The organism is Burkholderia cenocepacia (assembly GCF_014211915.1).
Taxonomy (GTDB): Bacteria; Pseudomonadota; Gammaproteobacteria; order Burkholderiales; family Burkholderiaceae; genus Burkholderia; species Burkholderia orbicola.
The window spans coordinates 2,130,993-2,156,038 of the sequence record NZ_CP060040.1; the positions used below are offsets into that span (position 1 = coordinate 2,130,993).

Genomic DNA, 25,046 nt, shown 5'->3' on the forward strand with positions numbered 1-25,046 from the left:
GATTCGGCGGGAGTGAGCGGAAGTCGGCAGCGCGACGCGCGGTGTTCGACGCTCGGATGAAGCGCGATGCGCGGCACGTTCCGCACGGCCGGCGCATCGCGACGAGGCGGTTATCCGCGCGCGGGCAAGCGCCGCATCAGCATCGCGCTGTGCCAGGCGGTCAGCGCGACGGCGACCCAGATCGGCCCGTACGTCGCGAGCTGCGCGACGCTCAGCGTCTCGCCGAGCAGCAGCAGCGACACCACGACGAGCAGCACGGGCTCGACGTAGCCGAGAATCCCGAACAGCGCCATCGGCAGCATCCGGCTCGCCTTCAGGTAGCTCGCGAGCGCGAGCGTGCTGAGGATGCCGAGCCCCGGCAGCAGCGCGGCCCACAGCAGCGGCTGGCCGGCGACCTGCGTCGCGCTCGTCGCGACCATCGCGAACGCGATCGGCCACAGCAGCACGATCTCGACCGCGAAGGCGGCCAATGAATCGGCGTTGATCCGCCGGCGCAGCACGAAATACGGCGGATAGCCGAGCGCGACGACCAGCGTCGGCCACGCGAACGCGCGCGTCGCCCACACCTCGTGCGCGACGCCGAGCGCCGCGCACGCGACCGCCGCCCATTGCAGCGGGTCGAGCCGTTCGTGATAGTAGAAGCGGCCGACGAGCACCATCGTCAGCGGCAGCAGGAAATAGCCGAGCGACACTTCGAGCATGCGGCCGTGCAGCGGCGCCCACAGGAACAGCCACAGCTGCACGCCGAGCAGCGCCGCGCTCGCCGGCAGCGCGATCAGCAGGCGCCAGTCGCGCGCACTGCGCCGCGCCAGCTCGACGAGCGCCGGCCAGCGGCCGCGCAGCGCGATCAGCGCGAGCGCGCCCGGGGCGGTCCACACGATGCGCCACGCGAAAATGTCGAGCCCGGTGAGCGGCGCGAGCAGTTTCGCGTAAGCCGACATCAGCGCGAACAGCGTCGACGCCATCACCGACAGCGTGAGACCGCGCCCGGCTTCCGGATACCCCGTCATGATCGTTTTGTGTCTTTTACTGCTGCTGGAAGCGTTCGAAGCGCTTCTCGGTCCGGCGTTCCTCGAACGTCACCTCGGTCACGCGCGCGGCGGGCGGCCCGTGACGCAGCCACGCGAGCATCCGGTCGATTTGCGCGCCGGGGCCCTGGATCATCGCCTCGACGGTGCCGTCCTCCAGATTCGCGACCCAGCCGCGCAGCTTCAGCGCATGCGCCTCGCGCACCGTCGCATGACGAAAGCCGACGCCCTGCACGACGCCGCGCACCCGCACGTAGTAGGTCTCGATCCGTTCGTCCAGTTCATTGCGGCTCATCGCGTCGCCCTCCCGTTGCATTCAAGCCCGGCATTGTAGTCGCGTCGGCCGCTTCGCACACGCGCCGGCCGGGCGTCGCCGCGCACGCCGACCACGTACAATCTCGCCGATGCCCAACCGCCGCGCCGCCCGCGCGGCCCTGAAGGAAACGCATGACTGATACCTCCCGCGATCTCGTTCTCGTCACCGGCGCGTCCGGTTTCGTCGGCTCGGCCGTCGCGCGCATCGCGCAGCAGAAAGGCTATGCGGTGCGCGTGCTCGTGCGCCCCACCAGCCCGCGCACGAACGTCGCGGATCTCGATGCCGAGATCGTCACCGGCGACATGCGCGACGAGGCGTCGATGCGCGCCGCGCTGCGCGGCGTGCGCTACCTGCTGCACGTCGCGGCCGACTACCGGCTGTGGGCGCCCGATCCCGACGAGATCGAGCGCGCGAACCTCGAAGGCGCGGTCGCGACGATGCGCGCGGCCCGCGCGGAAGGCGTCGAGCGGATCGTCTACACGAGCAGCGTCGCGACGCTGAAGGTGACGAGCGCGGGCGACCCGTCCGACGAGAACCGGCCGCTCACGGCCGAGCAGGCGATCGGCGTCTACAAGCGCAGCAAGGTGCTCGCGGAGCGCGCGGTCGAACGGATGATCACCGACGAAGGGCTGCCCGCCGTGATCGTCAATCCGTCGACGCCGATCGGCCCGCGCGACGTGAAGCCGACGCCGACCGGCCGCATCATCGTCGAGGCCGCGCTCGGCAAGATTCCCGCGTTCGTCGATACGGGGCTGAACCTCGTGCACGTCGACGACGTCGCGCACGGCCACTTCCTCGCGCTCGAGCGCGGCCGGATCGGCGAGCGCTACATCCTCGGCGGCGAGAACCTGCCGCTGCAGCAGATGCTCGCGGACATCGCGCAGATGACCGGCCGCAAGGCGCCGACGATCGCGCTGCCGCGCTGGCCGCTGTACCCGCTCGCGGTCGGCGCCGAAGCGGTCGCGAAGTTCACGAAGAAGGAGCCGTTCGTCACCGTCGACGGGCTGCGGATGTCGAAGAACAAGATGTATTTCACGTCCGCGAAGGCCGAGCGCGAACTCGGCTACCGTGCGCGCCCGTATCGCGAAGGGCTGCGCGATGCGCTGGACTGGTTCGGCTCGGCGGGCTACCTCAAGTAACACAAAGCGGCGCACGTCGCGCCGCTTTGCGCACTTTGTTACACGTCGCGCGCGGACCGGCATCGGCGCAGCGGTTAAAATCGCGGGTCTTACGCAGAGAAGACACGCATGAACCTGAACGATCAGATCGCTTCGCTCGCCACGGGCGTCGATCAGCTCCTCCACGATCACCACGCCGCGCAGCAGGCGGCACGCAGCGCGGAAGCGTTCGCGCGCGCCGCGGCAGCGGAAGCCCGGGCCGCGGCCGAGCGTCACGCGGCGGCGGAGGCCGAAGCGCAGGCCGCCGCGCAGCGCCACACGGCCGCTGCCGCCGATGCCGAAGCCGCGCAGCGGCGCCATGCCGACGCCACCGCCGCCGCCGAAGCGGCCGCCCAACGTCATACGGATGCCGCCACGCAAGCCGAAGCCGCGTCGCAACGCCATGCGGAAGCCACCGCGCTGACCGAAGCGCTCGCGCAACGTCACGCGGATGCCGAAGCCGCATCGCAGCGCCACGCGGCGGCGATCGCCGAAGCCGAGGCCGCCGCGCAGCGTCATCATGCGGCCGCGACCGAAGCCGAAGCGGCCGCGCAACGTCATGCCGCGGCGACCGCCGAAGCCGAAGCCGCCGCGAAGCGCCATGCGGAAGCGACCGCCGAAGCCGAGGCCGCCGCGCAGCGCCACATGGCCGCGATCGCCGAGGCCGAGGCGCTCGCCCAGCGTCACACGCAGGCACTCGCCGACACGCAGGCCGCCGCCCGGCGTCACGCCGAAGCCACCGCGGAGGCCGAAGCCATCACGCAGCGTCACGCCGAAGCGATTGCCCAGGCCGAAGCCGCCGCGCAACGCCACGCCGAAGCGACCGCCGAAGCCGAAGCCATCACGCAGCGCCATACCGAAGCGATCGCCCAGGCCGAAGCGGCCGCGCAGCACCACGCGAAGGCCATCGCCGACGCCGAAGCGCTGGTCGAGGCCGTCGTCAAGGAAGCCGCGACGAGTGCGGTCGCAGCCACGGCGGTGGCGGTCGAAGCCGTCGAGCCGGCACCGGCGGACACGCCGGCAGCGGAGCCGGCCGTACACGCAACCGCACCGGTCGAGGCCGACGCTGCCGCGGTGTCGACTGCGGCCGTCGACGCCGAAACCGCGATCGTCCCGGCGGCGCAAGCCGACTCCGCGGCTGCACCCGACACCGCTGCCGCACCGGCCGACAAGGCGACGCTGCACGTCGCGCGCCCGTCCCAGAACGAACTCACGCTGACCATCAACGGCCAGTCGATCACGCTGCATCCGGAACAACTGGGCCAACTGATCGAGGAACTCGCGCACGCGCGTGCGTCGATGCAGCCGGAGCCGCCGCCCGGCATCCCGGCCGGCTGGCGTTTCGTGACGACGAAGAACCCGATGATGGCCGTGCAGAAGCAGTCGAACGGCGACCGCCTGCTGGTCGCCCGTCACACGGGCTACGGCTGGGTGCCGTTTACGTTCTCGCCGGACGTCGTGGTCCAGATGTACATGATGCTGACTCAGCGGTAAGCGCTCGGCATCGGCACACGACACCGCCGAAAACGAAACAGCCCGACCGGTTCGCACCGATCGGGCTGTTTGCTTTCCGGCCGCCGGGAGGCATGCCTCCCGGGGCACACTCGGCGTCAGCGATCCACCGGCGCCTGCACGCGCGCCTTCCATTGCCCGCCCTTGCCGCGCCAGTAACGCCACGCGGACGCGAACGTCGCGCCGACGTAGAACAGCGCGACGAGCGGCAGCGCGGGCGCCCACAGCGGCGAGCGCCGGTAGTAGCGCAGCATCGGCGCATACGCGGCGCACATCGACGCCCACGCGAGCCAGGCCGGCCATGCACGCGCGCCGTAGGCGAGCGCGACGACGGGCGGCACCAGATAGATGATCGTCATCCCGAGCAGCGTGCCGGCCAGCAGCAGCGGCGAATAGTGCAGTTGCGTGAACGCGGTGCGCGCGATCATGTTCCAGATGTCGCGCCAGCTGTCGTACGGGCGCAGCGACACGCTGCGATCGGCGAGATCGAGCCGGATCGGATGGCGGCCGCTGCCGCGATGCTTGATCTGCGCGGCGAGGCTGCAGTCGTCGATCAGCGCGCCGCGAATCGATTCGATGCCGCCCGCTTCCTCGAGCGCCGTGCGCTTCACGAGCATGCAGCCGCCGGCGGCGCCGGCCGTCCGGTTGCGCGCGTTGTTGATCCACGAGAACGGATACAGCTTCGCGAAGAAGAACACGAACGCCGGAATCAGCGCCTTTTCCCAGAACGAGTCGCAGCGCAGCCGCACCATCAGCGACACGAGATCGCGCTGCTCGGCCTGTGCGCGCGTGACGAGCTGCGCGACGGCGTCGGGCGGATGGCCGATGTCGGCATCCGTCAGCAACAGGTAATCGGCCGGCAGGCCGAGCGTCCGCACCGCCGCGATCCCCTGCGACTGCGCCCACACCTTGCCGGACCAGCCGGCCGGCAACGGCTTCGCGCTCAGCACCGTCAGCCGGTCGGCACGGTTGATCGCGAGCGCGGCCGCGCGGGCCGCGTCGGCGGTACCGTCGTCGCTGTGGTCGTCGACGATGATCAGATGGAAGTCGCCCGGATAGTCCTGCTCGAGCAGCGACGTCGCCGCGCGGGCGATCACGTCGGCTTCGTTGCGCGCCGGCACGACCGCCACGACGGCCGGCCAGCCGGCGTCGGCCGCCGCGCCGCGGGCTTCCGGCGGCAGCGGCCGCGCGGGCTGCGCGCGCCAGAAGCCGCCGCGCGCGACGAGCAGCACGATCCAGATCACCAGCGACAGGCCGGACACGAGGAAAGCGATCGCCAGCATCATCGGCCTGCCTCCTGCCGGGCGCCGGCGGGTTCGGCATAAATAGGGGTCGGGAACAAAACACCCGAAACCCCGCGAGCGGAAGGGCAATACGCGTAAGAATCGACGGTCATCGAATGGCCTTGAAATGAGCGCGATGGCGGGCAGCCGGAGCGGCCGCCGGCGAAACCGCGCAGTTTACCGGGTTCCGCGCGCGCCAGCGCCGACGCGGCTCTCCCACAATTGCAACGGTGCCGGCACAGCACCAAAGCACGGACGGCCCGATAGGGTTAAAATGCGCGATTAATTCGGGGTTCCGGGGCCTGGCCGGCCGGTTCGTTCCTGCCTTCATAACATCAAGCCGGGGCGAGCAAGCGCGTGTCAGCGCCTCGAACCCCGGCGTCTGTCGTCGGAGTTCGCTCACCTATGCGAGTCATCCTTGCCCAGCCCCGCGGCTTCTGTGCGGGGTTGTCCGTGCGATCGAGATCGTCGATCGCGCGCTGCAACAGCACGGTGCGCCGGTCTATGTGCGTCACGAGATCGTGCATAACCGGCATGTCGTCGAAAATCTGCGTAATAAAGGGGCACGATTCGTTGAGGAGCTCGACGAGGTGCCGCACGGCGCTGTCGCGATCTTCAGCGCGCACGGTGTCGCCCAGACGGTCGAGCGCGACGCGCAGACGCGCGGGCTCGACGTGCTCGACGCGACCTGCCCGCTCGTCACGAAAGTGCACGTGCAGGGGCGCCAGTACGTCGCGGCGGGCCGCCGGCTGATCCTGATCGGCCACGCGGGCCACCCGGAAGTCGAGGGCACGATCGGCCAGATTCCGGCCGAGGTGATCCTCGTGCAGAGCGAAGCAGAAGTCGATACGCTGACGTTGCCCGTCGATACGCCGGTCGCGTACATCACGCAGACCACGCTGTCGGTCGACGACACGCGCGGCATCATCGAAGCGCTGCAGCGCCGGTTCACCGACATCGTCGGCCCGGATACGCGCGACATCTGCTATGCCACGCAGAATCGCCAGGCCGCCGTGCGCGAGCTGAGCGAACAGGTTGACGTGCTGCTCGTCGTCGGTGCGACGAACAGTTCGAACTCGAACCGCCTGCGCGAGATCGGCACCGAAAGCGGTGTGCCGAGCTATCTCGTCGCCGACGGCTCGGAAGTGAAGGCCGAATGGTTCGCGGGCGTGCAGACGGTCGGCCTGACCGCCGGCGCGTCGGCGCCCGAAGAAATGGTCGAGGATGTAATCGGCGCGCTGCGCGCGCTGGGGCCCGTCGATGTCGCGACGATGGCGGGCCGTGAAGAAAAAGTCGAATTCAAGTTGCCGGCGAAGCTCACGCAAGCTGTCGCCCGCGAAGTTTAAGGAGGACATCCCTTGTCTATTCCGCTGCTCCAGCAAGTCCGTGTCGGCGCCTACATCGTGCGCCAGCACCTGTCCGGCAACAAACGCTATCCGCTCGCGCTGATGCTCGAGCCGCTGTTCCGCTGCAACCTCGCGTGCAACGGCTGCGGCAAGATCGATTATCCGGATCCGATCCTGAACCAGCGCCTGTCCGTCGAGGAATGCCTGCAGGCCGTCGACGAGTGCGGCGCGCCCGTCGTGTCGATCGCCGGCGGGGAGCCGCTGCTCCACAAGGAGATGCCGGAAATCGTCAAGGGCATCATGAAGCGCAAGAAGTTCGTGTACCTGTGCACGAACGCGCTGCTGATGGAAAAGAAGATGGACGACTACCAGCCGAGCCCGTATTTCGTCTGGTCGGTCCACCTCGACGGCGACAAGGACATGCACGACCATTCCGTGTCGCAGGAAGGCGTGTACGACAAGGCGGTCGCGGCGATCAAGGAAGCGAAGCGCCGCGGCTTCCGCGTGAACATCAACTGCACGCTGTTCAACGATGCGATCCCCGAGCGCGTCGCGAAGTTCTTCGACACGCTGGGCCCGATCGGCGTCGACGGCATCACCGTGTCGCCGGGCTACGCGTACGAGCGCGCGCCGGATCAGCAGCACTTCCTGAACCGCGACAAGACGAAGAACCTGTTCCGCGAAATCCTGAAGCGCGGCGAAGGCGGCAAGCGCTGGTCGTTCAGCCAGTCGTCGCTGTTCCTCGACTTCCTGGCCGGCAACCAGACGTACAAGTGCACGCCGTGGGGCAACCCGGCGCGTACGGTGTTCGGCTGGCAGAAGCCGTGCTACCTGGTCGGCGAAGGTTACGTGAAGACCTTCAAGGAACTGATGGAAACGACCGAGTGGGACAACTACGGCGTCGGCAACTACGAGAAGTGCGCGGACTGCATGGTCCACTGCGGCTTCGAGGCGACGGCCGTGATGGACACGATCTCGAACCCGCTGAAGGCGCTGCGCGTGAGCCGCAAGGGCATCAAGACCGACGGCCCGTTCGCACCGGACATCTCGATCGCGAAGCAGCGTCCGGCCGAGTACGTGTTCTCGCGCCACGTCGAGATCAAGCTCGAGGAAATCCAGCGCGCCGGCAAGGGCAAGCTGCAGAAGCCGGCGAAGTCGGCAACGGCCGCTTAAGCCGCGCGTCGCGCCGCGGGAAGGTTCGCGCCTTCGTCGCGGCTGGAATCGAAAAAGCGCCACGGAGCTCATTCGCTCCGTGGCGCTTTTCGTTTTGACGGACGCCGTGTGACGCGCAGCGCTTGCGCCCTGCGTGCGAAGGCGCACGCCGGTTGCCTAGCTTCGCGACTCCGCCGCGGCGATCAGTTGCCAGGCGGTCGGTCCCGGATCGAGCAGCGGGTCGGACGGCGGATCGAGATCGTGCGGATGCGCTTCCTCTGACGGCAACGTCTGTGATTTCGCAATGCCGATTTCGTCGCCGCATACGGTGCATCGATAGATGCCCGCCACCGTCACCTTGCTGCCCGGCGGCAGATTCTCGCTGAATGCGCGGCCACTTCCGCACGTGAAGTAGCCGCCGCTCCTGTATAGCGCCATCGCTCCTCCTGACCGAATCGAATGCGTTCGCGTCGACACGCATGATCGCCGCAAACGCGAGGATGGATCCTCGTCGCCCGGCCACGCCGGGTTCCAGTCAAGTCATTAGACGGCGCGCGGCCGGGAGATGGAATGGGACGCGTATGAAACACGGCCCGTGGCAGCCCCTCAATGCAGAACGGCCGGCTCCCGCATCTTCGCCGCGGCCTGCGCGACCAGCCCCGGCTGTTCGGCAGAAGCGAACGTGCACACATGACGCCACAGCTCCGCCAGCCGATGCCGCGTGAGCGTCGCGACGCACGCGTCGTTCGCGGTGAGCACGCGTTCGAGCACCGCGCATTCGTCGTCGTGCAGCGCCCATGCACCGCTTTGCACGGCGCGCGCCACGCTCGCGTCCAGCACGCGCTCCGCGTCGACGCACAGGTCGATGGTCGCGTCGGGAGAGACCGCATCGTCGAGCGCGAGGAACACCAGATACACGCTCGTGCGCAGCCGCATCAGCAGCGTTTCGCTACCGTGCTCGCCGCGCAGCGCGACCAGCGCCATGTGGCATTTCAGCGAGATGTCGCGGGCATGCGCGGGCGGCAGCGGCAGCAGCCATTCGCGCGTCAAAGGCGGATGGCGGCGGCCTTTTCGGGCAGCCTTCATGATTCGCCGTCGCTCGCGGACGCGTCGTCCTCTCCCACGCCCGGCCACGCGCTACGGCACACGACGGCGCCGCGGCCCGCGTCGCACAGGATGTTCGCCCGGCGTCGCATGCCGTGCATATCTGCGCGCCGTCGCGTCGCGCCCGCTTCCGGCAGCCTGCGTATCGCCGGCGCACGCCACACGCCGGACAATCGGTTGGGGCATGCCATGTTCGTCTCCTGCATCAAAACGTGTTCTCGCCCTTCAGGTAATACGCGGTTTTCACGAAGAACGCCTTCACCGGATGCCCGGTCTGCGCGTCGCGGGCCGCCCGCGCCTGCATCGCGGCCTTCTCGTCGGGCCACCGGTCGGGCATCGGGTTGTACACGCGCTCGAGCGCACGCTGCATCGCGAGCGGATAGTTCTGGTTGCCGGCCGTCGTCGCGCGATAGCCGGCACGCGTCATCTGCATCAGCTGCACATCGGTTTCGGCACGCGCCGCCGACCAGGTCAACGGCGCGGCATGCGGGATGTCGCCGGCACCAATCGACTGCGCAAAGGCGACGGCAGGCAGCGCAACGAGTGCGCAGGAAAGAACAGCAACGGGAACGAGGGATCGCATAATGGCCTCCAGATGGTTGTCCCCGCATCGATCCATCATCGATGCGTTGAAATCATCGTATGTCGGGCCGCATCCCGCTTGAATAGCCGAATCCGCAATTGTTATTTTCAGGTGCGGCATTCGGCGTGCGCACCGCGTCGTTCGCGAATCCCGCCGGCATGGAATTTCTTTATTTCATTCAATGACCTGATCGGATTTCTACCGACGATCCGGTGGGTACTCGCCCCGGCTCTTTCAATTTCCGAAATGGCGTGTTGCCGGTGCGATGCCGGCCGGTGCGCCTGCCCGCAAGGCTCCGGCGTGATATCGCGCACGCGGATACCGCCGAAGCGATTTGATCGGACCGGCCGATTCTTCTGATGCAGGACAAATCATCCGCATCGGTTTTCCGGATTGAGACACGACGCAAACAGCAAGGACGCGCGATAATCACGCATCGGCCGTTTCGCACGGCATCTCCAGCATTCCCCTTTTTAATCGAGTCTTTCCATGGCTGCCCTCGACACTACCGCCATCGACAGCTGGCACGCGCACGTCTATTTCGATGCGGCGAGCCGCGACGCGGCCTGGGCGTTTCGCCAGGTCGTCGACGCGCGGTTCGGCGCGGTCATCGAACTCGGCCGCTTTCACGAACGCCTCGTCGGCCCGCATCCGGCCTGGTCGTACCAGATCGCGTTCGACGCCGCGCGCTTCGACGACATCGTGCCGTGGCTCGTGCTGAACCACGGCGCGCTCGACATCTTCCTGCATCCGAATACGCACGACGAACTGCGCGACCATCGCGATTGCGCGGTGTGGATCGGCAAGTCGTATACGCTGAATCTCGACGCGCTGGCCGGCTAAGGGCCGGCGCCCGACCGCCTTCGCCACGGCAGGGCATCCACGTTTCGGGTCGACGTGAAACGTCCCGCGACGGCGCGCCCCTACAGTGGTTTCCGTGATCGACTTCCGGAAACCCGCCATGACACCCGCAGACACCGACGCCGACGCCCGGCGTATCCATGAAGACTGGCACGCAGCCGTCGTCGCCCGCGACCTCGACGCGCTGATGTCGCTGTATGCCGACGACGCGGTGCTCGAAACGCCACTCGTCGTCGCCACGCAGCCCGCGCACGGCTCGGGCGTGCTGCACGGCAAGGCCGCGATCGGCGCATTCTTCGCGGCCGGCCTGCGCAATCCGGACAACAAGCTCGGGCGCTGGTACCGAACCGGGCTGTTCTTCTCGAACGGCCGCCAGCTCGTCTGGGAATACCCGCGCGCAACGCCGGACGGCGATCAGGTCGATCTCGTCGAGGTGATGGACCTGCGCGACGGGTTGATCGCGCATCACCGCGTGTACTGGGGATGGGTCGGGTTCAGCGCGCTGCGCGGCGCCGCGCGCCGGTAGCGCCTACTCCGGCCGACGCGCCACGCACGGGGCGTCACCCGCTCGACGCCCCGTGCCGCTCACGCGACATACATCGCGACACTGACGAACTGGCACAGGCTGCCGGCCAGCACGAAAAGGTGCCAGATGCCGTGCCCGTGGCGAATGCGTTCGTCGTTGATGAAGAAGTAGATCCCCGCGCTGTAGATCACGCCGCCGGCCACGAGCCACGCGGTGCCGATCGGCGGCAGCGCATGGATCAGCGGACGCACGGCGACGAGCGCGAGCCAGCCCATCAGCACGTAGAGGATCATCGACAGCAGGCGCGTGCGACGCCCGAGCGTGAGTTCCTGCACGATGCCGAACACGGCGAGCCCCCAGCTCACGCCGAACAGCGACCAGCCCCACGGGCCGCGCAGCGTGACGAGCGTAAACGGCGTATAGCTGCCGGCGATCAGCAGATAGATCGCCGCATGGTCGCATTTCTGCAGGATCGCCTTCAGGCGCGGGTTGCGCACGCTGTGATACGCGGTCGAGATCGCGTAGAGCAGGATCAGCATCGCGCCGTACACGCTGAAGCTCACCACCTTGTACGGATCGCCTTCGAGCGCGCCCATCGTCACGAGCGCGACGAGGCCCGCCACCGACAGCACCGCGCCGACGAGATGGGAAATGCTGTTGAAACGCTCACCGACATGCACGACGTGTTCTCCTGCGGTCCATCGGGAAAAGAAAGTGCCCCAATGATACTGGCGGCCGGACGCCGCCGCGCTGCGCCCGGGCAAACGGCACGCGAGCACCGTGCGATGCGCGCCGCCGGCTCGCCAAAGAAAAAGCGCCGCGACATCCGTCGCGGCGCTTTCGTTTCGATACCGGGCTGATTCGTCAGGTCATTGCAACGGCCCGGTTCAGCAACACTTCCCGGCTCCCGACCCGTACCGCGCATTCTGACGCTCGCGGAAGAATTCCTCGTACGTCATTGGTTCGCGGTCCGGATGGGTTTCGCGCATGTGCGCGACGTAGGTGTCGTAGTCGGGCAGGCCGACCATCAGCCGCAACGCCTGCCCGAGGTAACGCCCCGCGCTGCGCAGGTCGCTGCCAAGATCGCTGAACATCGCGGCTTCTCCTCAACGTCCGCTGCCGAGCGCCTGCGCGGCCGGCATCGCTTCGTACGGCGTCTCGCGCACGGTCGGCTTCGACTCGCGGCGCGCGCGCAGCACGGCGATCACGCCGTACACCGCGATCGCCACGACGACGAAGATGAACAGCCCGGCCAGCGCCGCGTCGATGTAGTCGTTGAAGATGATCCGTTTCATCTGCGCGATCGACTTCGCCGGCGCGAGCACCTTGCCTTCGTCCACCGCGGCCTGCAGCTTCGCGGCGTGCGCGAGGAAGCTGACCTTCGGGTTCGCGTCGAAAATCTTCTGCCAGCCGGCCGTCAGCGTGCAGATCAAGAGCCATGCGGTCGGCACCATCGTGACCCACGCATAGCGCTCGCGCTTCATCTTGAACAGCACGACGGTGCCGAGCACCAGCGCGATCGCGGCGAGCATCTGGTTCGAGATGCCGAACAGCGGCCACAGCGTGTTGATGCCGCCGAGCGGATCGACCACGCCCTGGTACAGGAAGTAGCCCCACGCGGCCACGCACAGCGCGGTGGCGACGAGGTTCGCGGGCAGCGACTCGGTGCGCTTGAGCGCCGGGTGGAACGTGCCGAGCAGATCCTGCAGCATGAAGCGGCCCGCACGCGTGCCCGCGTCGACGGCCGTCAGGATGAACAGCGCCTCGAACAGGATCGCGAAGTGATACCAGAACGCCATCATCGCTTCGCCGCCGATCACCTGGTGCAGGATGTGCGCCATGCCGACGGCCAGCGTCGGCGCGCCGCCCGCACGCGCGATGATCGTCGTTTCGCCGACGGCCTTGGCGGTCTGCGTCAGCATGTCGGGCGTCAGCACGAAGCCCCATTGCGTGACGGTGTTCGCGACCGCTTCCGGCGTCGAGCCGAGCACCGCGGCCGGCGCGTTCATCGCGAAGTAGATGCCCGGTTCGATCACGCATGCGGCGACCAGCGCCATGATCGCGACGAACGATTCCATCAGCATCGCGCCGTAACCGATGAAGCGCGCGTTGGTTTCGTTGTCGATCAGCTTCGGCGTCGTGCCCGACGAGATCAGCGCGTGGAAGCCCGACACCGCGCCGCACGCGATCGTGATGAACAGGAACGGGAACAGGTTGCCCGACCACACCGGGCCCGAGCCGTCGACGAACTTCGTCAGCGCGGGCATCTTCAGTTCCGGTGCGACGACCAGGATGCCGATCGCGAGGCCAAGGATCGTGCCGATCTTCAGGAACGTCGACAGGTAGTCGCGCGGCGCGAGCAGCAGCCACACCGGCAGCACCGATGCGACGAAGCCGTAGCCGATCAGGATCCACGTGAGCTGCGTGCCGCTGAACGTGAACCACGCGGCAACCGTCGGCGAGGCGGCCACGTTCTGGCCGAACGCGATCGCCGCCATCAGCCCGATGAAACCGATGATCGACACTTCGCCGATGCGGCCCGGACGGATGTAGCGCGTATAGATGCCCATGAACAGCGCGATCGGAATCGTCGCGGCGACGGTGAACGTGCCCCACGGCGAATTGGTCAGCGCCTTCACGACGATCAGCGCGAGCACCGCGAGGATGATCACCATGATCAGGAACGCGCCGAACAGCGCGATCACGCCGGGCACCGTGCCGAGCTCCATCTTGACGAGGTCGCCGAGCGAACGGCCGTCGCGACGCGTCGAGATGAACAGCACGATGAAATCCTGCACCGCGCCGGCGAACACGACGCCGGCCAGAATCCACAGCATGCCGGGCGTGTAGCCCATCTGCGCGGCGAGCACGGGGCCGACCAGCGGCCCGGCGCCGGCGATCGCGGCGAAGTGATGGCCGAACAGCACGTACTTGTTGGTCGGCACGTAGTCGAGGCCGTCGTTGTACTTGACGGCCGGCGTCATCCGCAGCCCGTCGAGCTGCATGACCTTGCTGGCGATGAAACGGCTGTAGAAGCGATACGCGATCAGATACACGCAGACTGCGGCGATCACGATCCAGAGGGCACTGACGCGCTCGCCGTGCGCGAGTGCGATGGTGCCGAATGCGAACGCGCCGAGCAGCGCGACCGCGATCCATAGCAGGGTACTGGAAGCCCGATTCATGGCGTCTCCTGGTCTCCAATGTGTTTTGAGTGGATGCGGCGTGAGGCCGAACCCGCGTGACGTCGATGCGTCGTGCCGCAGCCTCGCGAAGACCGCGGCGATGGGCCGTAGTATTCCGCGCGACGGGGGCAGCTTACAAGCGGATAACTACGTATGACGATCTACGTAAAATTACGTAGATCGTCGGCGTGTGCGCACCATCGGGCGACGATTGCCCGCGACCGGCGAGCCACGTACAGTATTTGCCTGCCTCCATTCCGGAACCCTCATGCCGATCGCATTTCAGAAGTTGAACGCGAATGGCGATGACTTCGTCATCGTCGACCTGCGCGGTCAGGAACACGATCGCGCGCATCCCGTCGACGACGACCTCGTGCGGCGCATGGGCGATCGGCATCGCGGCATCGGCTTCAACCAGCTCGCGGTGATCTCGGACGGCGACGACGCGGCCGCCCGCGTCGCGTTCCGGAATCCCGACGGCTCGACGCTCGATACCTGCGGCAGCGCGACGCGCGGCGTCGCGTGGAAGCTGATGCGGGAAACCGGCGCGACATCGGTCGTGCTGCGCACGAATCGCGGGCGCCTGCACTGTTCGCAGGATGCGGACGGGCTGATCAAGGTCGACATGGGCGCGCCGCGGCTCGGCTGGCAGGACGTGCCGGTCTCGGAGGCCGTCGACACGCTCGTGCTGCCGCTGCCCGGTGCGCCGGCCGCATGCAGCATGGGCAATCCGCATTGCACGTTCTTCGTCGACGATGTCGCTGCGCTCGACATCGAAGCGCTCGGCCCGGCGATCGAAACGCATCCGCTGTTTCCGCTGAAGACCAACGTGCATTTCGTTCAGGTCATCGATCGCACGCATATCCGTCTACGTATCTGGGAACGCGGCGGCGGCGTGCCGCTCGGCTCCGGCTCGTGTTCGTGCGGCGCGGCGGTCAACGGCATCCGGCGCGGGCTGCTCGACGATACCGTGCGGGTGACCTGCGACGGCGGCGACGTCACCGTTCAATGGGACGGCGCCGGCAGCGTGTTCCTGAGCGGGCCCGTGACGTTCGGGTTCGGCGGAGTGTGGCTGTGACGACCGACGACGCACGAACCTTCGACGCGCTGCGCCCGCGCCTGCAGAAGATCGCGTACCGGATGCTCGGCTCCGTCGCGGATGCCGAGGACATCGTGCAGGACGTGTGGCTGCGCTGGCACGACGCGGCGCGCGACGACATCGAGAACGCCGAGGCGTGGCTCGTCGCGGTCACGACGCGCACGTCGATCGATCGCCTGCGCGCGGCGAAGCTCAGGCGCGAGCACTACACGGGTATCTGGCTGCCCGAGCCGGAACTCGGCGAATCGCCCGCGACGCCCGAGGAAATGACGGAGCGCGCGAACGACGTGTCGGTCGCGTACCTGCTGTTGCTCGAACGGCTGACGCCGGAAGCGCGCGCGGCCTTCCTGCTGCATGAAATCTTCGAATTCGACTACGACCGGATCGCCGACGCGATCGGCAAGAGCGAAGCCGCGTGCCGGCAGCTCGTCAGCCGGGCCCGGGCGCGGCTGCGCGACGATACGCAGCCGCGGCACGCGGTGCCGCACGAAACGCACCGTCGGCTGCTGCAGACGTTCACGCATGCGCTCGCGCACGGCGACTTCCCGTCGATCCAGGCGCTGCTCGCCGAAGACGCGATGCTGATCGGCGACGGCGGCGGCCATGTCCAGAGCTTCCCGAAACCGATGGTCGGCGGCCGACGCATCGCTCAACTGTTCTATGCGACGTGGTTGCGCTGCGGCAGCGGTGTCGAGATGCGGCCGGTCGTGCTGAACGGCCAGTGGGCGATGCTGCGCTTCATCGACGGGCAACTCGAAGCGGCGATGTCGTTCGAGACCGACGGCACGCGCATCGGCCGGATTCTCGTGCAGCGCAACCCGGAGAAGCTCTCCCGGATCGCGAGCGCCTGCGCCGCCGGCTGACCCGCGCATCGCCGCGCGCCGGCGCCGGCCGCGCTCGCCGCCGAGCCCGGATTGGTGCAGCGCGCGCAACACGATGCGTCCCCGTGCGTGGCTACCGCGCCCCGGCACACCCTCCTAAGATGATTTCGCGCGGCGCCCTGCCGCCCACGACACCCGCGCAGCGCGGGCCAGCCTCTTCGTCGCCAGGAGAAATCATGACGCAGCGTATCAACTACATTCAACAGTCGCCCGAGTTGTTCAGGAAATTCCTCGAGCTCAGCAACCTGCTGCGCAGCAGCGCGATCGAGGAATCGATCCGGGATCTCGTGTCCCTCCGGGCATCCCAGATCAACGGCTGCGCGTTCTGCGTCGACATGCACGTGAAGGAAGCGCGCATCCACGGCGAGCGCGAGCTGCGCCTGCATCATCTGGCGACGTGGCGCGAATCGACGCTCTTCTCGCCGCGCGAGCGGGCCGCGCTCGCGTGGACCGAAGCGCTGACGACGCTGGCCGCGCACGGCGTGCCGGACGACGTCTACGACCGCGTGCGCGGCCAGCTCTCCGAGAAGGAATTGTCGGACCTGACGTTCGAAGTGATGGCGATCAACGGCTGGAACCGCGCGAATGTCGCGTTCCGGACCGTGCCGGGCTCGTCCGACAAGGCGTTCGGCCTCGACAAGGCCAATCTCGCCTGACGGCCGCGCCCGACGGCAGGCCACGCCCCTCTCTCGCTGCCGGCCGTCGGCCGGCGGCCCACCGGAAGCCACCACCATGATTCGCATGAAACACGTGATCGCGTCCGCGCTCGTCGTCGCGGGCGCCGCGACCGGCACCGTTCGCGCGGCGCCCGCGGCCATCGTCACGCCGCTGATGACGAAGCCGCTCGACGCATACCCGGGCAAGGAAGCGCAGATGATCTCGGTCGAGTATCCGCCCGGCGCGGTCGACCCGGTGCACCGCCACCACGCCGACGCGTTCGTCTATGTCGTCGAAGGGTCGATCGTGATGCAGGTGAAGGGCGGCGAGCCCGTCACGCTGACACCGGGCCAGACCTTCTACGAGGGCCCGAACGACCTGCACACGGTCGGACGCAACGCGAGCCGCACCCGGCCCGCGAAGTTCATCGTGCTGCTGTTGAAGGACCAGGGCGCGCCCGTGCTCGTGCCGGAAAAATAACCGGGTCGCACGCCGCCGCGCCCTTTTTGAAAAAATGCGGCGGGCGGTGTCACAGGCGGCAGCGCTGAAACGTCTAGTCGCATACGGACACCACGATTCCAGCGCCTCCATGCCCGACACTTCCATCCGCCGCCCCGACGCCGACGACCCGTTCGCCCGTAGCTTCTCGACCTGCTATGCCGGCGTGGTCACGTTCCTCGCCGTCGTCACCGAAGGCAGCTTCGCGCGCGCCGCCGATCGCCTCGGCGTCGGCCGCTCGTCGGTCAGCCGCCACGTGCAACGGCTCGAGGACCGGCTCGACGCACGCCTGTTCCAGCGCACCACGCGCAGCATGTCGCTGACGCGCGAAGGCGAGCTCTTCTACGAAAACTGCCGGCCCGGCATCGAGCATCTGGCGCAGGCGCTCGAGGACATGCGCGAGCTGCGCAGCGGGCCGCCGAGCGGACACCTGCGCGTCGGCTCGACCCCGGGCTTCGGCCGCAAGGTCATCGCGCCGCTGCTGCGCGACTTTCATGCGCAGTATCCGGACATCACGCTCGACCTGCTGCTGAACGACCGCCCGGCCGATTTCTCCGCCGATCGCATCGACGTCGCGTTTCGCGACGGCCGCATGGAGGACAGCGCGATCGTCGCGCGCCGGCTGATTCCGATGCAGATGATCGTCTGCGCGTCGCCGTCGTATGCGCACCGGCACGGCTTGCCGCGCCACGTCGACGACCTCGCGCGGCATCGCTGCATCAACCTGTGCACCGCGTCGGGCCGCGTCACGGAATGGGAATTCAGGATCGACGGGGTGACGCAGCGGCGCCAGCTCGCCGCGCATCACACGTTCAACGACATCGATCTCGTCGTGCGCGCGGCGCTCGACGGGCTCGGCATCGCACAACTGCCCGCGTACCAGGTGTGCGACCTGCTCGCCGACGGCCGGCTGCTGAGCTGTCTCGGCCAGCACGCGCCGGACGACGGCGGCCACTATCTCTGCTACCTGAGCCGCAAGCATCTGCCCACGCGCATCCGCGTGTTCATCGACTACATGATCGAACAGACACGGGCGCGCGATCTGCAGTGCCTGACCACGATGACGACGCTGGCGCCGCTGGAGACGATCGATTGATGCATGCACGGCAACATGGTGAGGGCTTGCCGGCCTCTACCGGATCGCGCGGCGCATGCCTACGATGCGGGCTGTTCGACAGGCACGCGAATACGGCGCTGCGCCGTTCGGCAACGTACCGGCCCGATCGCGCGCACGCGATGGGCGCCGGTTTCGGCAGATTCAAGCGGCGCGCATGTCGCGCGCCCGTTCAAGGAGAGCAATCGTGAAAATCGTCGTGATTGGTGGTACCGGCCTGATCGGCAGCAAGGTCGTCAGGAACCTGATCGCACGCGGCCACGACGCCGTCGCGGCCGCGCCGTCGACGGGCGTCGATACGATCACGGGCGCGGGGCTGGACGCCGCGCTGGCCGGCGCGGAGGTCGTCGTCGATCTCGCGAATTCGCCGTCGTTCGAGGAAGCGGCCGTGAAGGCGTTCTTCGAGGCGTCGGGGCGCAACCTGTTCGCCGCGGAGCGCGCGGCCGGCGTGCGGCATCACGTCGCGTTGTCGGTGGTCGGCACCGACCGGCTGCAACAGAGCGCGTATTTCCGCGGCAAGATCATCCAGGAGAACCTGATCCGCGAAGCCGGCGTGCCGTACACGATCGTGCGCTCGACGCAGTTCTTCGAATTCGTCGAGGCGATCGCGCAGGCTGGCGCGCAGGGCGACACGGTCCGGTTGACCACCGCGCACTTCCAGCCGATCGCGTCGGACGACGTCGCGGCCGCCGTGACCGACTTCGCGCTCGACGCGCCGCGCAACGGCATCGCCGAAATCGGCGGCCCCGAGCGCGTACGGATCGCCGATCTGGTCGAGCGTTTCCTGTCGGCGACGCACGATGCCCGCACGGTGACGCGGGATGCGGACGCCGACTACTTCGGCGCGATGCTGCAGGACGACACGCTCGTGCCCGCGCCCGGTGCGCGCCTCGGCGCGACGACCTTCGACGCGTGGTTTCGGCAGAACGCGCTCGCGCGGTGACCGCCGCCGCCGGATCACGCTCGCCATGACGCCATTGCGCCCACCGCCGCTGTCGCTGCTCGACCGGTATCGCGGACGGGAACCGCGGACGCTGTACTCGACGACGGTGACCGTCACGGGCGGCGCGGCCGATCACGGCCGCGCATCGGGCGTCGCACGTTCCGACGACGGGAGCCTCGATGTCGAGCTGCGCCTGCCGTCCGCGCTCGGCGGCCCCGGCGACGGCCCGAACCCGGAGCAACTGTTCGCCGCGAGCTATGCGGCGTGCTTTCACGGCGCGCTGAGCCTGCTGGCTGCGCGGGCGGGCGTGTCGATCGCCGGCGCATCGGTGTCCGCATCGATCGACTTCTGCCGCGATCCGGTGGACGGATTGTTCATGCTGAACGCGAACATTCGCGTGCGGCTGCCGGGCATCGAACGCGCGGTGGCGGAAGAGCTGGTCCGCAATACGGAGCGTTTCAGTCCGTATACGAAGATGGCGCACGAGGGGATCAGCCACGTCGTGGCGCTCGCGCCGGCGGACGATGCGCACGAACGCTAACGGCACGCACGCTCAACTCATCGTCTTTACGAGGAAGTCATGCAGTCATTCGACAACAAGGTGGTCCTCATTACCGGCGGCGGTGCCGGCATCGGGCTGGCAGCGGCCGTCGCGTTCGCACGCGAAGGTGCGCGCGTCATCATCACGGGGCGCCGCGAAGATGCGCTGTCCGCCGCCGCGCGCAGCGCGCCGGGCATCGACTACGTGGTCGCGGATGCCGGCAATGCGGCCGACGCCGCGCGCACGATCGACGAAGCGGTCGCGCTGGCGGGGCGGCTCGACGTGCTGGTCAACAATGCGGGCGCCGGTGCAATCCTGCCGCTGGAGTCGGCTACCTTCGAAGCGATCAGCGCGATCTTTTCCGTCAATACGCTCGGACCGTCGATGCTCGCGACTGCCGCGCTGCCGCATCTGAAAGCGGCGCGCGGCAGCATCGTCAACGTGTCGAGCACGTTCGGACACAAGGCCGCCGCGCTGTTGTCGCACTATGCGGCGAGCAAGGCCGCACTCGAGCATCTGACGCGCTGCTGGGCGCTCGAGCTCGCATCGGCAGGCGTACGCGTGAACGCCGTCGCGGCGGGCCCGACGGAAACGGACTTCCTGTCGGAACGGATGAAGCTGTCGGAAACCGACATCGAAGCGATCAAGGCGCAGGAGCGCACGCGCATTCCGCTTGGCCGGCGCGGCGAGCCCGCGGACGTCGCAAACTGGATCGTGTCGCTCGCATCGCCGCAGGCGGCATGGATGACGGGGCAGGTAATCACGGTCGACGGCGGCCTCGACGCGACCTGACCGTCGCGAGGACGCGCGTCGCCCGTCACGACGTACGACGCGCGAGGTGGCGGATCAGTGCTTTTCGTCGACCTTCTTCGGCTTCGGCGGCGACGGCACCTTCGCGTACTGGAACGCCGGCGTGGCCTTCAGCGCTTCCTTGGTCGCACCCGGCAGATAGATGTTGCCGTTGCGCACGTCGAGCGACGCGATCGGCACCGCGACGTCGTGCGCGGCCACGCCGAGGAAACCGCCGGCCGACACGATCGCGGCGGACACCGAGCCGTCCGGCGCGACGATCAGGTCGCGCACCTTGCCGACTTTCTGGTTCTCGTCGTTGTACACGGTCTTGCCGAGCACGCTCTTCTTCACGCTCCAGCCTTCGAGCAGCGCCTGCGATTGCTCGACGGTCACGCTGATCGGCTGAGCGCCCGCGATCTGCGCGTGCGCGCTGACGCTCGAGGCGAGGACGGTTGCTGCGATGAGGGTCTTGTAGAACTTCATATGTGTTGCACTCCGGTTCGGTTGTTGTGGATTCCGGGACGAAGCGGCGGGACGCGACGGCCGATCGGTGAACGCCCCGCGGATGGCCGCGCTTCGTCGGTCGCGTGGCGGCCGGCCGCGCCGCCATGACATGTGTGCGTGGCGGACCGGCATGGCCGGGCCGCAGCGTGCAACACGTCCTTCATGGTAGCGGCATTCGCCGGATCGTGCGTTCAGGGTGCAATGGGGCTGGCGGCGCGAGCAGGATCAGGATCAATGATCGTGCAGACAGATGGAGCGCGCGGCGCGGGAAAATGGCGCCGCGGCGTGTCGATCAGGACAACCCCATAGATGGGCACCCGAACTTCGTGGCGCATCGAACGACGCGGCGGCCGCCGCGCCGCCACGCGGCATCACGCATTCCGCGAATACACCCTGCGATGCCGCACCGCCTCCGCCAGCACGTCGAGCACCGGCTCCGTCTGCGCCCAGCTCAGGCACGCATCGGTGATCGACACGCCATACTGCAACGGCACACCCGGCTTCAGGTCCTGCCTGCCGGCTTCGAGATGGCTTTCCACCATCACGCCGACGATCCGGTGCTCGCCCTGCCCCAATTGCCGCGCGAGATCCTGCGCGACCTCGATCTGCCGCTCGTGCGACTTGTTCGAGTTCGCATGCGAGCAGTCGACCATCACCTGCTCGCGCAACCCGGCCTTGCGCAGCACCGCGCAGCTCGCCTCGACGTGCCCGGCATCGTAGTTCGGGCCGTTCTTGCCGCCGCGCAGGATCACGTGCGCGTCGTCGTTGCCGCGCGTCTCGAAGATCGCGGCCATCCCCATCTTCGTCATCCCCATGAACGCATGGCTCGCCGCCGCGGCGACGATCGCGTCCGACGCGACCTGCACGCCGCCGTCGGTGCCGTTCTTGAAGCCGATCGGGCAGCTCAGCCCCGACGCAAGCTGGCGGTGGCTCTGGCTCTCGGTGGTGCGCGCGCCGATCGCGCCCCACGCGATCAGGTCGGCGATGTACTGCGGGCTCAGCAGGTCGAGGAATTCGGTCGACGCCGGCAGGCCGAGCGCGTTGATGTCGAGCAGCAGTTGCCGTGCGGCGCGCAGCCCTTCGTTGATGCGGAAGCTGCCGTCGAGGCGCGGATCGTTGATGTACCCCTTCCAGCCGACCGTCGTACGCGGCTTCTCGAAGTACACGCGCATCGTGATCAGCAGGTCGTCCTTCAGCGCGTCGGCCGCGACCTTCAGGCGGCGTGCGTAATCGAGCGCCTGGTCGTGATCGTGGATCGAGCACGGGCCGACGACGAGCAGCAGCCGGTCGTCGCGGCCGTGCAGGATGTCGCCGATCGCGCGGCGCGTATCCTCGACGAGCGTCTGCGTGGCGGCCGGCACCGGCAGCTCGTCGAGCAACAGCGCGGGCGAAATCAGCGGACGCACGGCGCCGATGCGGACGTCGTCGATGCGTGTGGTGTCCTGCGTCGCGTCGGCGCTGCCTACCTCGCGATCATGGGAAGGATTGTCGAGGTTCTGCATGGTGATTCTCCGGGGGACGTCTGTCTGTAATGATGGGCAGGCTCGATTATGGCACCCGGAGAAGGTGGCGGCGGGGAATGCGTGCGGTGGCGGCCGCAGTCACGCGGCCGACGTCGAAACGACGCAAAAAAGGCGACCCGCAAAGGGGTCGCCCGACCGTTTGCCGCATTGCGCGGCGTGACTAGTGCCGCGTCTCGGGCGCGAGCGAATTGCTCGGCAGCAGCGACGTCAGCCAGCAATTGTTCGGCGCGGCCTTGCCGTTGAAGCGATCGTAGAGCCACGGCAGCATGCCGGCCACCCACGGCACGATCGCGCCCGCGTGTTCGAGCGGATACTCGGAGTACGTGACCGCCGTGCCGCTCGCGCAAAACTTCTGCGCCAGCGCGCGCACGTCGTATGCCAGCATCACGCCGTCGCCCACCTGGCTGCTGAAGGTGCCGTCCAGCGCGCCCGCAGTGCCCTGGCCGATGAACATCGGGATCGTCGGCGACGCGGCCAGCCCCGCATTCACCTTGTTCGCATAGGTGACGTACACCGGAATGCTGTTGATGTCGTTCGCGTATTGCGGCTTGAACAGCGTGCCCCAGCGCAGGCCCGTGTACTTCGGCAGGATGTACGCGAGCGACTGGTTCTGGATGTCCTTGAACACGGCGACGCCCGTCTCGCTGAGGTACGGCGTCAGGTCGAAGTCGTAGCCGCGCGACAGCCCGGCCAGCGCGGCCGCGGCGACGCCGCCCCACACGATGCTGCCGTCGACATAACGCAGGTTGTGCGCGGGATCAACCAGCACACCGCCCTCCGCCGCGCCGACGAGCTGCCGGTTGACGTCGGGCGCGTAGCTCGGCGCGAGTTGCGCGGCCCAGTTCGTCGCGATCGCGCCGCCGGAATAGCCGATCATCGCGACCTTGCTCGACGGACTCAGCCCGGTCGACGGCGTATTGAGCGCGGCGCGAATCGAATCGAGCGTCGTCATCCCGTATTCGGGGCCGGCCGCGAAATCGGCCGTCTGGCCCTCGGTATCGGGCACGATGATGTTGTAGCCGAGCAGCAGCAGCGTCGACAGCGGAATCGATTCCGCGCTGTACAGCAACGTGCCGACGTTGATGACCTTGGTCACGTCGCGATCGCCGGCGATCACCTGCGACGGTTCGTCGTACGGGTTCAGCGAATCGTAGGCCGACTGGTACGAGATCGCGTGGCCGTTGCTGACCGGGCTGCGGATCACGGAGGTCACGTTCACGACCGGCTGGTTCAGCGCGTTGCTGGTGCGATACAGCAATTGCTGCGCGGTCACCGCGGTCGGAATGCCGGCCACGTGATAGGTGACGTTACGCGTCTTGATCACGGTGCCCGGTGGAACGGATGCCAGCGGCGTCGTGCCGGTGTACGTGTAGAACGGATCGGAGACGGCTGGTGCCGCGGCGCCGGCCGGCGGTGCCGTGACGGCGAGCGCGGCCGACACCGCGGCCGCAGCCGCGGCAATCATGAAACGTCTGAAGGACATGGGTGGCCCCTGGGATAACCTGCTTTCATCGAAGGAAATTCGGCGGTGTTGCAGACCATCTCGATTGCCGCTTCAACAGCGTTTCGGTGCCATCGACTGTCTCCTGTAAATGAATGATCCGGTTTGTTCCGATTCTGTAATTTAGTAGGACTGCAAATCTGATTCATTGAAGCACAACGGGAATGCGTTCGAGGCGCGTTTTCGCTTGTTTGAAGGTAAACGTCTAAACCGGTTGCCACGCGAGGTCGGCGGCCCGGCCGTTCGGCCGAGTGTTCGCGTTGGAGGGAAGTCCCGTAGGATCACCGTTGTCCGGTACCGAAGCGGCCCGTCGTGCGACGCCGGTCGCTCCGCACACCGCTTGCCTGTGACCGATCGCTTCCTGCCCAACCGACACGCCACGATGACCGTCTCCGAACTGCTCCGCGCCATCCGCCAACCCTATGTCGACCTGCTCGCGAAAGCGACCACGCAACCGGCCGTCGTCGTCGAGCCGGCCTACCGGCGGGCCGACGGCACGCTGGCCACCGAAGGCCCGCTCGCGCTGCCGTGCCGCGCCGACACGATCGCGACCGAAGGCGAGGCGGCCGGCCAGCCCGCGATGGTCGATTCGGCCACGCAGCTGGATTTCGAGCCGTTCGCCTTCGAACTCGAAACGGCGGCCGTGTCGATCCAGCCGTTCGTGTGGGACTGGGCGGCGGTCGAGGCCGACGGCCTCGACGAAAGCGCCGCGAACGACGCGTTCAAGACGTGGTTCCTCGCGTGGTTCGACGCGGACGACGAAAACACGCCAGCCGAAGACGGACTGCACGGCATCGTTCACTACCTGTCGAAACCGGTTCGCACGGAGCAGGGCTGGCGCATCCATGCGGATCTCGGTTCCGCGCCGGAGACGGCCGTCGAGGATCTACTGTTCCGGCTCGTCGATGCGGGCGCGACGCGGATCAGTGTCGGTTGATAT

At 67.8% G+C, this 25,046-nt stretch carries 26 protein-coding genes and 1 pseudogene; 15 read left to right on the forward strand and 12 right to left on the reverse strand.

Going from position 1 to position 25,046, the window contains the following annotated elements:
• Positions 1-110 precede the first annotated feature (110 nt).
• Positions 111-1,010, reverse strand: a complete 900-nt coding sequence (gene rarD, locus SY91_RS25965; RefSeq protein ID WP_023477286.1) for an EamA family transporter RarD — start codon at positions 1,008-1,010, stop codon at positions 111-113.
• A 16-nt stretch (positions 1,011-1,026) separates the two neighbouring features.
• Positions 1,027-1,323 carry an acylphosphatase gene (locus tag SY91_RS25970; RefSeq protein ID WP_006480292.1) on the reverse strand — a complete coding sequence of 99 codons (297 nt, stop codon included), beginning with the start codon at positions 1,321-1,323 and terminating at the stop codon, positions 1,027-1,029.
• A gap of 152 nt (positions 1,324-1,475) precedes the next feature.
• Here SY91_RS25970 and hpnA point away from each other — a divergent pair, with 152 nt between their 5' ends.
• Both hpnA and SY91_RS25980 read left to right on the forward strand, forming a co-directional pair.
• Positions 1,476-2,483, forward strand: a complete 1,008-nt coding sequence (gene hpnA / locus SY91_RS25975; protein ID WP_023477287.1) for a hopanoid-associated sugar epimerase — start codon at positions 1,476-1,478, stop codon at positions 2,481-2,483.
• Between the two features lie 108 nt (positions 2,484-2,591).
• Entirely contained in the window at positions 2,592-3,995 is a 1,404-nt protein-coding gene (locus SY91_RS25980; protein ID WP_185921223.1) for a phage tail protein, read from the forward strand.
• A gap of 116 nt (positions 3,996-4,111) precedes the next feature.
• On the opposite strand, the gene SY91_RS25985 is transcribed toward SY91_RS25980, so the two are convergent.
• Positions 4,112-5,299: a glycosyltransferase gene (locus SY91_RS25985; protein ID WP_185921224.1), complete on the reverse strand. Its 1,188-nt coding sequence runs from the start codon at positions 5,297-5,299 to the stop codon at positions 4,112-4,114.
• A gap of 402 nt (positions 5,300-5,701) precedes the next feature.
• On the opposite strand from SY91_RS25985, the pseudogene ispH reads away from it, so the two are divergent.
• Both ispH and hpnH read left to right on the forward strand, forming a co-directional pair.
• Positions 5,702-6,642, forward strand: a pseudogene (gene ispH / locus SY91_RS25990) (4-hydroxy-3-methylbut-2-enyl diphosphate reductase).
• A gap of 12 nt (positions 6,643-6,654) precedes the next feature.
• Complete coding sequence (gene hpnH / locus SY91_RS25995) at positions 6,655-7,815, forward strand: adenosyl-hopene transferase HpnH (protein WP_006480287.1); 1,161 nt, start codon at positions 6,655-6,657, stop codon at positions 7,813-7,815.
• A 156-nt stretch (positions 7,816-7,971) separates the two neighbouring features.
• Here the strand turns inward: hpnH and SY91_RS26000 are convergent, their stop codons facing one another.
• The 3 genes from SY91_RS26000 to SY91_RS26010 all read right to left on the reverse strand — a co-directional run bounded on the left by SY91_RS26000 (position 7,972) and on the right by SY91_RS26010 (position 9,481).
• Positions 7,972-8,232 carry a hypothetical protein gene (locus SY91_RS26000; RefSeq protein ID WP_185921225.1) on the reverse strand — a complete coding sequence of 87 codons (261 nt, stop codon included), beginning with the start codon at positions 8,230-8,232 and terminating at the stop codon, positions 7,972-7,974.
• Between the two features lie 168 nt (positions 8,233-8,400).
• On the reverse strand, positions 8,401-8,880 hold the full coding sequence (locus tag SY91_RS26005) for a hypothetical protein (protein WP_011548879.1): 480 nt from the start codon (positions 8,878-8,880) through the stop codon (positions 8,401-8,403).
• Between the two features lie 223 nt (positions 8,881-9,103).
• A complete protein-coding gene (locus SY91_RS26010) occupies positions 9,104-9,481 on the reverse strand; it encodes a hypothetical protein (RefSeq protein WP_011548878.1) in 378 nt (125 codons plus the stop codon).
• A 489-nt stretch (positions 9,482-9,970) separates the two neighbouring features.
• On the opposite strand from SY91_RS26010, the gene SY91_RS26015 reads away from it, so the two are divergent.
• Both SY91_RS26015 and SY91_RS26020 read left to right on the forward strand, forming a co-directional pair.
• The gene (locus SY91_RS26015) at positions 9,971-10,324 is read left to right on the forward strand and encodes a DOPA 4,5-dioxygenase family protein (protein WP_011548877.1); all 354 of its coding nucleotides are present in this window, start codon (positions 9,971-9,973) and stop codon (positions 10,322-10,324) included.
• A gap of 118 nt (positions 10,325-10,442) precedes the next feature.
• Positions 10,443-10,868, forward strand: coding sequence for a nuclear transport factor 2 family protein (locus SY91_RS26020; RefSeq protein WP_124592032.1), 426 nt, complete (start codon positions 10,443-10,445; stop codon positions 10,866-10,868).
• 59 nt (positions 10,869-10,927) lie between these two features.
• Here SY91_RS26020 and trhA read toward each other — a convergent pair whose 3' ends face one another.
• The 3 genes from trhA to SY91_RS26035 form a co-directional block, all read right to left on the reverse strand.
• On the reverse strand, positions 10,928-11,548 hold the full coding sequence (trhA, locus tag SY91_RS26025) for a PAQR family membrane homeostasis protein TrhA (protein ID WP_006480281.1): 621 nt from the start codon (positions 11,546-11,548) through the stop codon (positions 10,928-10,930).
• Positions 11,549-11,755: 207 nt separating this feature from the next.
• Complete coding sequence (locus tag SY91_RS26030; RefSeq protein ID WP_006480280.1) at positions 11,756-11,962, reverse strand: YbdD/YjiX family protein; 207 nt, start codon at positions 11,960-11,962, stop codon at positions 11,756-11,758.
• 12 nt (positions 11,963-11,974) lie between these two features.
• A complete protein-coding gene (locus SY91_RS26035) occupies positions 11,975-14,053 on the reverse strand; it encodes a carbon starvation CstA family protein (RefSeq protein ID WP_006480279.1) in 2,079 nt (692 codons plus the stop codon).
• A 268-nt stretch (positions 14,054-14,321) separates the two neighbouring features.
• On the opposite strand from SY91_RS26035, the gene dapF reads away from it, so the two are divergent.
• The 8 genes from dapF to SY91_RS26075 all read left to right on the forward strand — a co-directional run bounded on the left by dapF (position 14,322) and on the right by SY91_RS26075 (position 20,578).
• Complete coding sequence (dapF, locus tag SY91_RS26040; RefSeq protein WP_185921226.1) at positions 14,322-15,131, forward strand: diaminopimelate epimerase; 810 nt, start codon at positions 14,322-14,324, stop codon at positions 15,129-15,131.
• Complete coding sequence (locus tag SY91_RS26045) at positions 15,128-16,015, forward strand: RNA polymerase sigma-70 factor (RefSeq protein WP_124476312.1); 888 nt, start codon at positions 15,128-15,130, stop codon at positions 16,013-16,015. Before dapF ends, SY91_RS26045 begins: the two co-directional genes overlap by 4 nt.
• A 194-nt stretch (positions 16,016-16,209) precedes the next feature.
• Positions 16,210-16,689: a carboxymuconolactone decarboxylase family protein gene (locus SY91_RS26050; RefSeq protein ID WP_034175086.1), complete on the forward strand. Its 480-nt coding sequence runs from the start codon at positions 16,210-16,212 to the stop codon at positions 16,687-16,689.
• A 76-nt stretch (positions 16,690-16,765) separates the two neighbouring features.
• Positions 16,766-17,170 (forward strand): cupin domain-containing protein, encoded by a 405-nt coding sequence (locus SY91_RS26055; protein ID WP_185921227.1) that lies wholly within the window; start codon positions 16,766-16,768, stop codon positions 17,168-17,170.
• A 109-nt stretch (positions 17,171-17,279) separates the two neighbouring features.
• On the forward strand, positions 17,280-18,284 hold the full coding sequence (locus tag SY91_RS26060) for a LysR family transcriptional regulator (protein WP_124476313.1): 1,005 nt from the start codon (positions 17,280-17,282) through the stop codon (positions 18,282-18,284).
• A 205-nt stretch (positions 18,285-18,489) separates the two neighbouring features.
• Complete coding sequence (locus SY91_RS26065; protein ID WP_185921228.1) at positions 18,490-19,245, forward strand: SDR family oxidoreductase; 756 nt, start codon at positions 18,490-18,492, stop codon at positions 19,243-19,245.
• Between the two features lie 25 nt (positions 19,246-19,270).
• Positions 19,271-19,786 (forward strand): Ohr family peroxiredoxin, encoded by a 516-nt coding sequence (locus SY91_RS26070; protein WP_006480272.1) that lies wholly within the window; start codon positions 19,271-19,273, stop codon positions 19,784-19,786.
• A 39-nt stretch (positions 19,787-19,825) separates the two neighbouring features.
• Complete coding sequence (locus SY91_RS26075) at positions 19,826-20,578, forward strand: SDR family NAD(P)-dependent oxidoreductase (protein WP_006480271.1); 753 nt, start codon at positions 19,826-19,828, stop codon at positions 20,576-20,578.
• A 54-nt stretch (positions 20,579-20,632) separates the two neighbouring features.
• Here SY91_RS26075 and SY91_RS26080 read toward each other — a convergent pair whose 3' ends face one another.
• From SY91_RS26080 to SY91_RS26090, 3 genes are all read right to left on the reverse strand, one after another.
• Positions 20,633-21,061 (reverse strand): PRC-barrel domain-containing protein, encoded by a 429-nt coding sequence (locus SY91_RS26080; RefSeq protein ID WP_006480270.1) that lies wholly within the window; start codon positions 21,059-21,061, stop codon positions 20,633-20,635.
• A gap of 392 nt (positions 21,062-21,453) precedes the next feature.
• The gene (locus SY91_RS26085) at positions 21,454-22,584 is read right to left on the reverse strand and encodes a 3-deoxy-7-phosphoheptulonate synthase (protein WP_226240770.1); all 1,131 of its coding nucleotides are present in this window, start codon (positions 22,582-22,584) and stop codon (positions 21,454-21,456) included.
• A gap of 181 nt (positions 22,585-22,765) precedes the next feature.
• The gene (locus SY91_RS26090) at positions 22,766-24,088 is read right to left on the reverse strand and encodes a lipase family protein (protein ID WP_023477005.1); all 1,323 of its coding nucleotides are present in this window, start codon (positions 24,086-24,088) and stop codon (positions 22,766-22,768) included.
• A 400-nt stretch (positions 24,089-24,488) separates the two neighbouring features.
• Between SY91_RS26090 and SY91_RS26095 the strand changes: the two genes are divergently transcribed.
• Positions 24,489-25,043 (forward strand): hypothetical protein, encoded by a 555-nt coding sequence (locus tag SY91_RS26095; RefSeq protein WP_023477006.1) that lies wholly within the window; start codon positions 24,489-24,491, stop codon positions 25,041-25,043.
• Positions 25,044-25,046 lie beyond the last annotated feature (3 nt).

Coding starts and splice junctions, on each gene's coding strand:
- SY91_RS26060 (WP_124476313.1), top strand. CDS start 17,280: ATGCCCGACACTTCCATCCGCCGCCCCGACGCCGACGACCCGTTCGCC.
- SY91_RS25985 (WP_185921224.1), bottom strand. CDS start 5,299: ATGATGCTGGCGATCGCTTTCCTCGTGTCCGGCCTGTCGCTGGTGATC.
- SY91_RS26050 (WP_034175086.1), top strand. CDS start 16,210: ATGACGCAGCGTATCAACTACATTCAACAGTCGCCCGAGTTGTTCAGG.
- SY91_RS26035 (WP_006480279.1), bottom strand. CDS start 14,053: ATGAATCGGGCTTCCAGTACCCTGCTATGGATCGCGGTCGCGCTGCTC.
- SY91_RS26005 (WP_011548879.1), bottom strand. CDS start 8,880: ATGAAGGCTGCCCGAAAAGGCCGCCGCCATCCGCCTTTGACGCGCGAA.
- SY91_RS26080 (WP_006480270.1), bottom strand. CDS start 21,061: ATGAAGTTCTACAAGACCCTCATCGCAGCAACCGTCCTCGCCTCGAGC.
- SY91_RS26085 (WP_226240770.1), bottom strand. CDS start 22,584: ATGCAGAACCTCGACAATCCTTCCCATGATCGCGAGGTAGGCAGCGCC.
- dapF (WP_185921226.1), top strand. CDS start 14,322: ATGCCGATCGCATTTCAGAAGTTGAACGCGAATGGCGATGACTTCGTC.
- SY91_RS25980 (WP_185921223.1), top strand. CDS start 2,592: ATGAACCTGAACGATCAGATCGCTTCGCTCGCCACGGGCGTCGATCAG.
- SY91_RS26090 (WP_023477005.1), bottom strand. CDS start 24,088: ATGTCCTTCAGACGTTTCATGATTGCCGCGGCTGCGGCCGCGGTGTCG.
- hpnA (WP_023477287.1), top strand. CDS start 1,476: ATGACTGATACCTCCCGCGATCTCGTTCTCGTCACCGGCGCGTCCGGT.
- SY91_RS26030 (WP_006480280.1), bottom strand. CDS start 11,962: ATGTTCAGCGATCTTGGCAGCGACCTGCGCAGCGCGGGGCGTTACCTC.
- SY91_RS26075 (WP_006480271.1), top strand. CDS start 19,826: ATGCAGTCATTCGACAACAAGGTGGTCCTCATTACCGGCGGCGGTGCC.
- SY91_RS26095 (WP_023477006.1), top strand. CDS start 24,489: ATGACCGTCTCCGAACTGCTCCGCGCCATCCGCCAACCCTATGTCGAC.
- SY91_RS26055 (WP_185921227.1), top strand. CDS start 16,766: ATGATTCGCATGAAACACGTGATCGCGTCCGCGCTCGTCGTCGCGGGC.
- SY91_RS26000 (WP_185921225.1), bottom strand. CDS start 8,232: ATGGCGCTATACAGGAGCGGCGGCTACTTCACGTGCGGAAGTGGCCGC.
- rarD (WP_023477286.1), bottom strand. CDS start 1,010: ATGACGGGGTATCCGGAAGCCGGGCGCGGTCTCACGCTGTCGGTGATG.
- SY91_RS26015 (WP_011548877.1), top strand. CDS start 9,971: ATGGCTGCCCTCGACACTACCGCCATCGACAGCTGGCACGCGCACGTC.
- SY91_RS26070 (WP_006480272.1), top strand. CDS start 19,271: ATGACGCCATTGCGCCCACCGCCGCTGTCGCTGCTCGACCGGTATCGC.
- SY91_RS26020 (WP_124592032.1), top strand. CDS start 10,443: ATGACACCCGCAGACACCGACGCCGACGCCCGGCGTATCCATGAAGAC.
- SY91_RS26010 (WP_011548878.1), bottom strand. CDS start 9,481: ATGCGATCCCTCGTTCCCGTTGCTGTTCTTTCCTGCGCACTCGTTGCG.
- SY91_RS25970 (WP_006480292.1), bottom strand. CDS start 1,323: ATGAGCCGCAATGAACTGGACGAACGGATCGAGACCTACTACGTGCGG.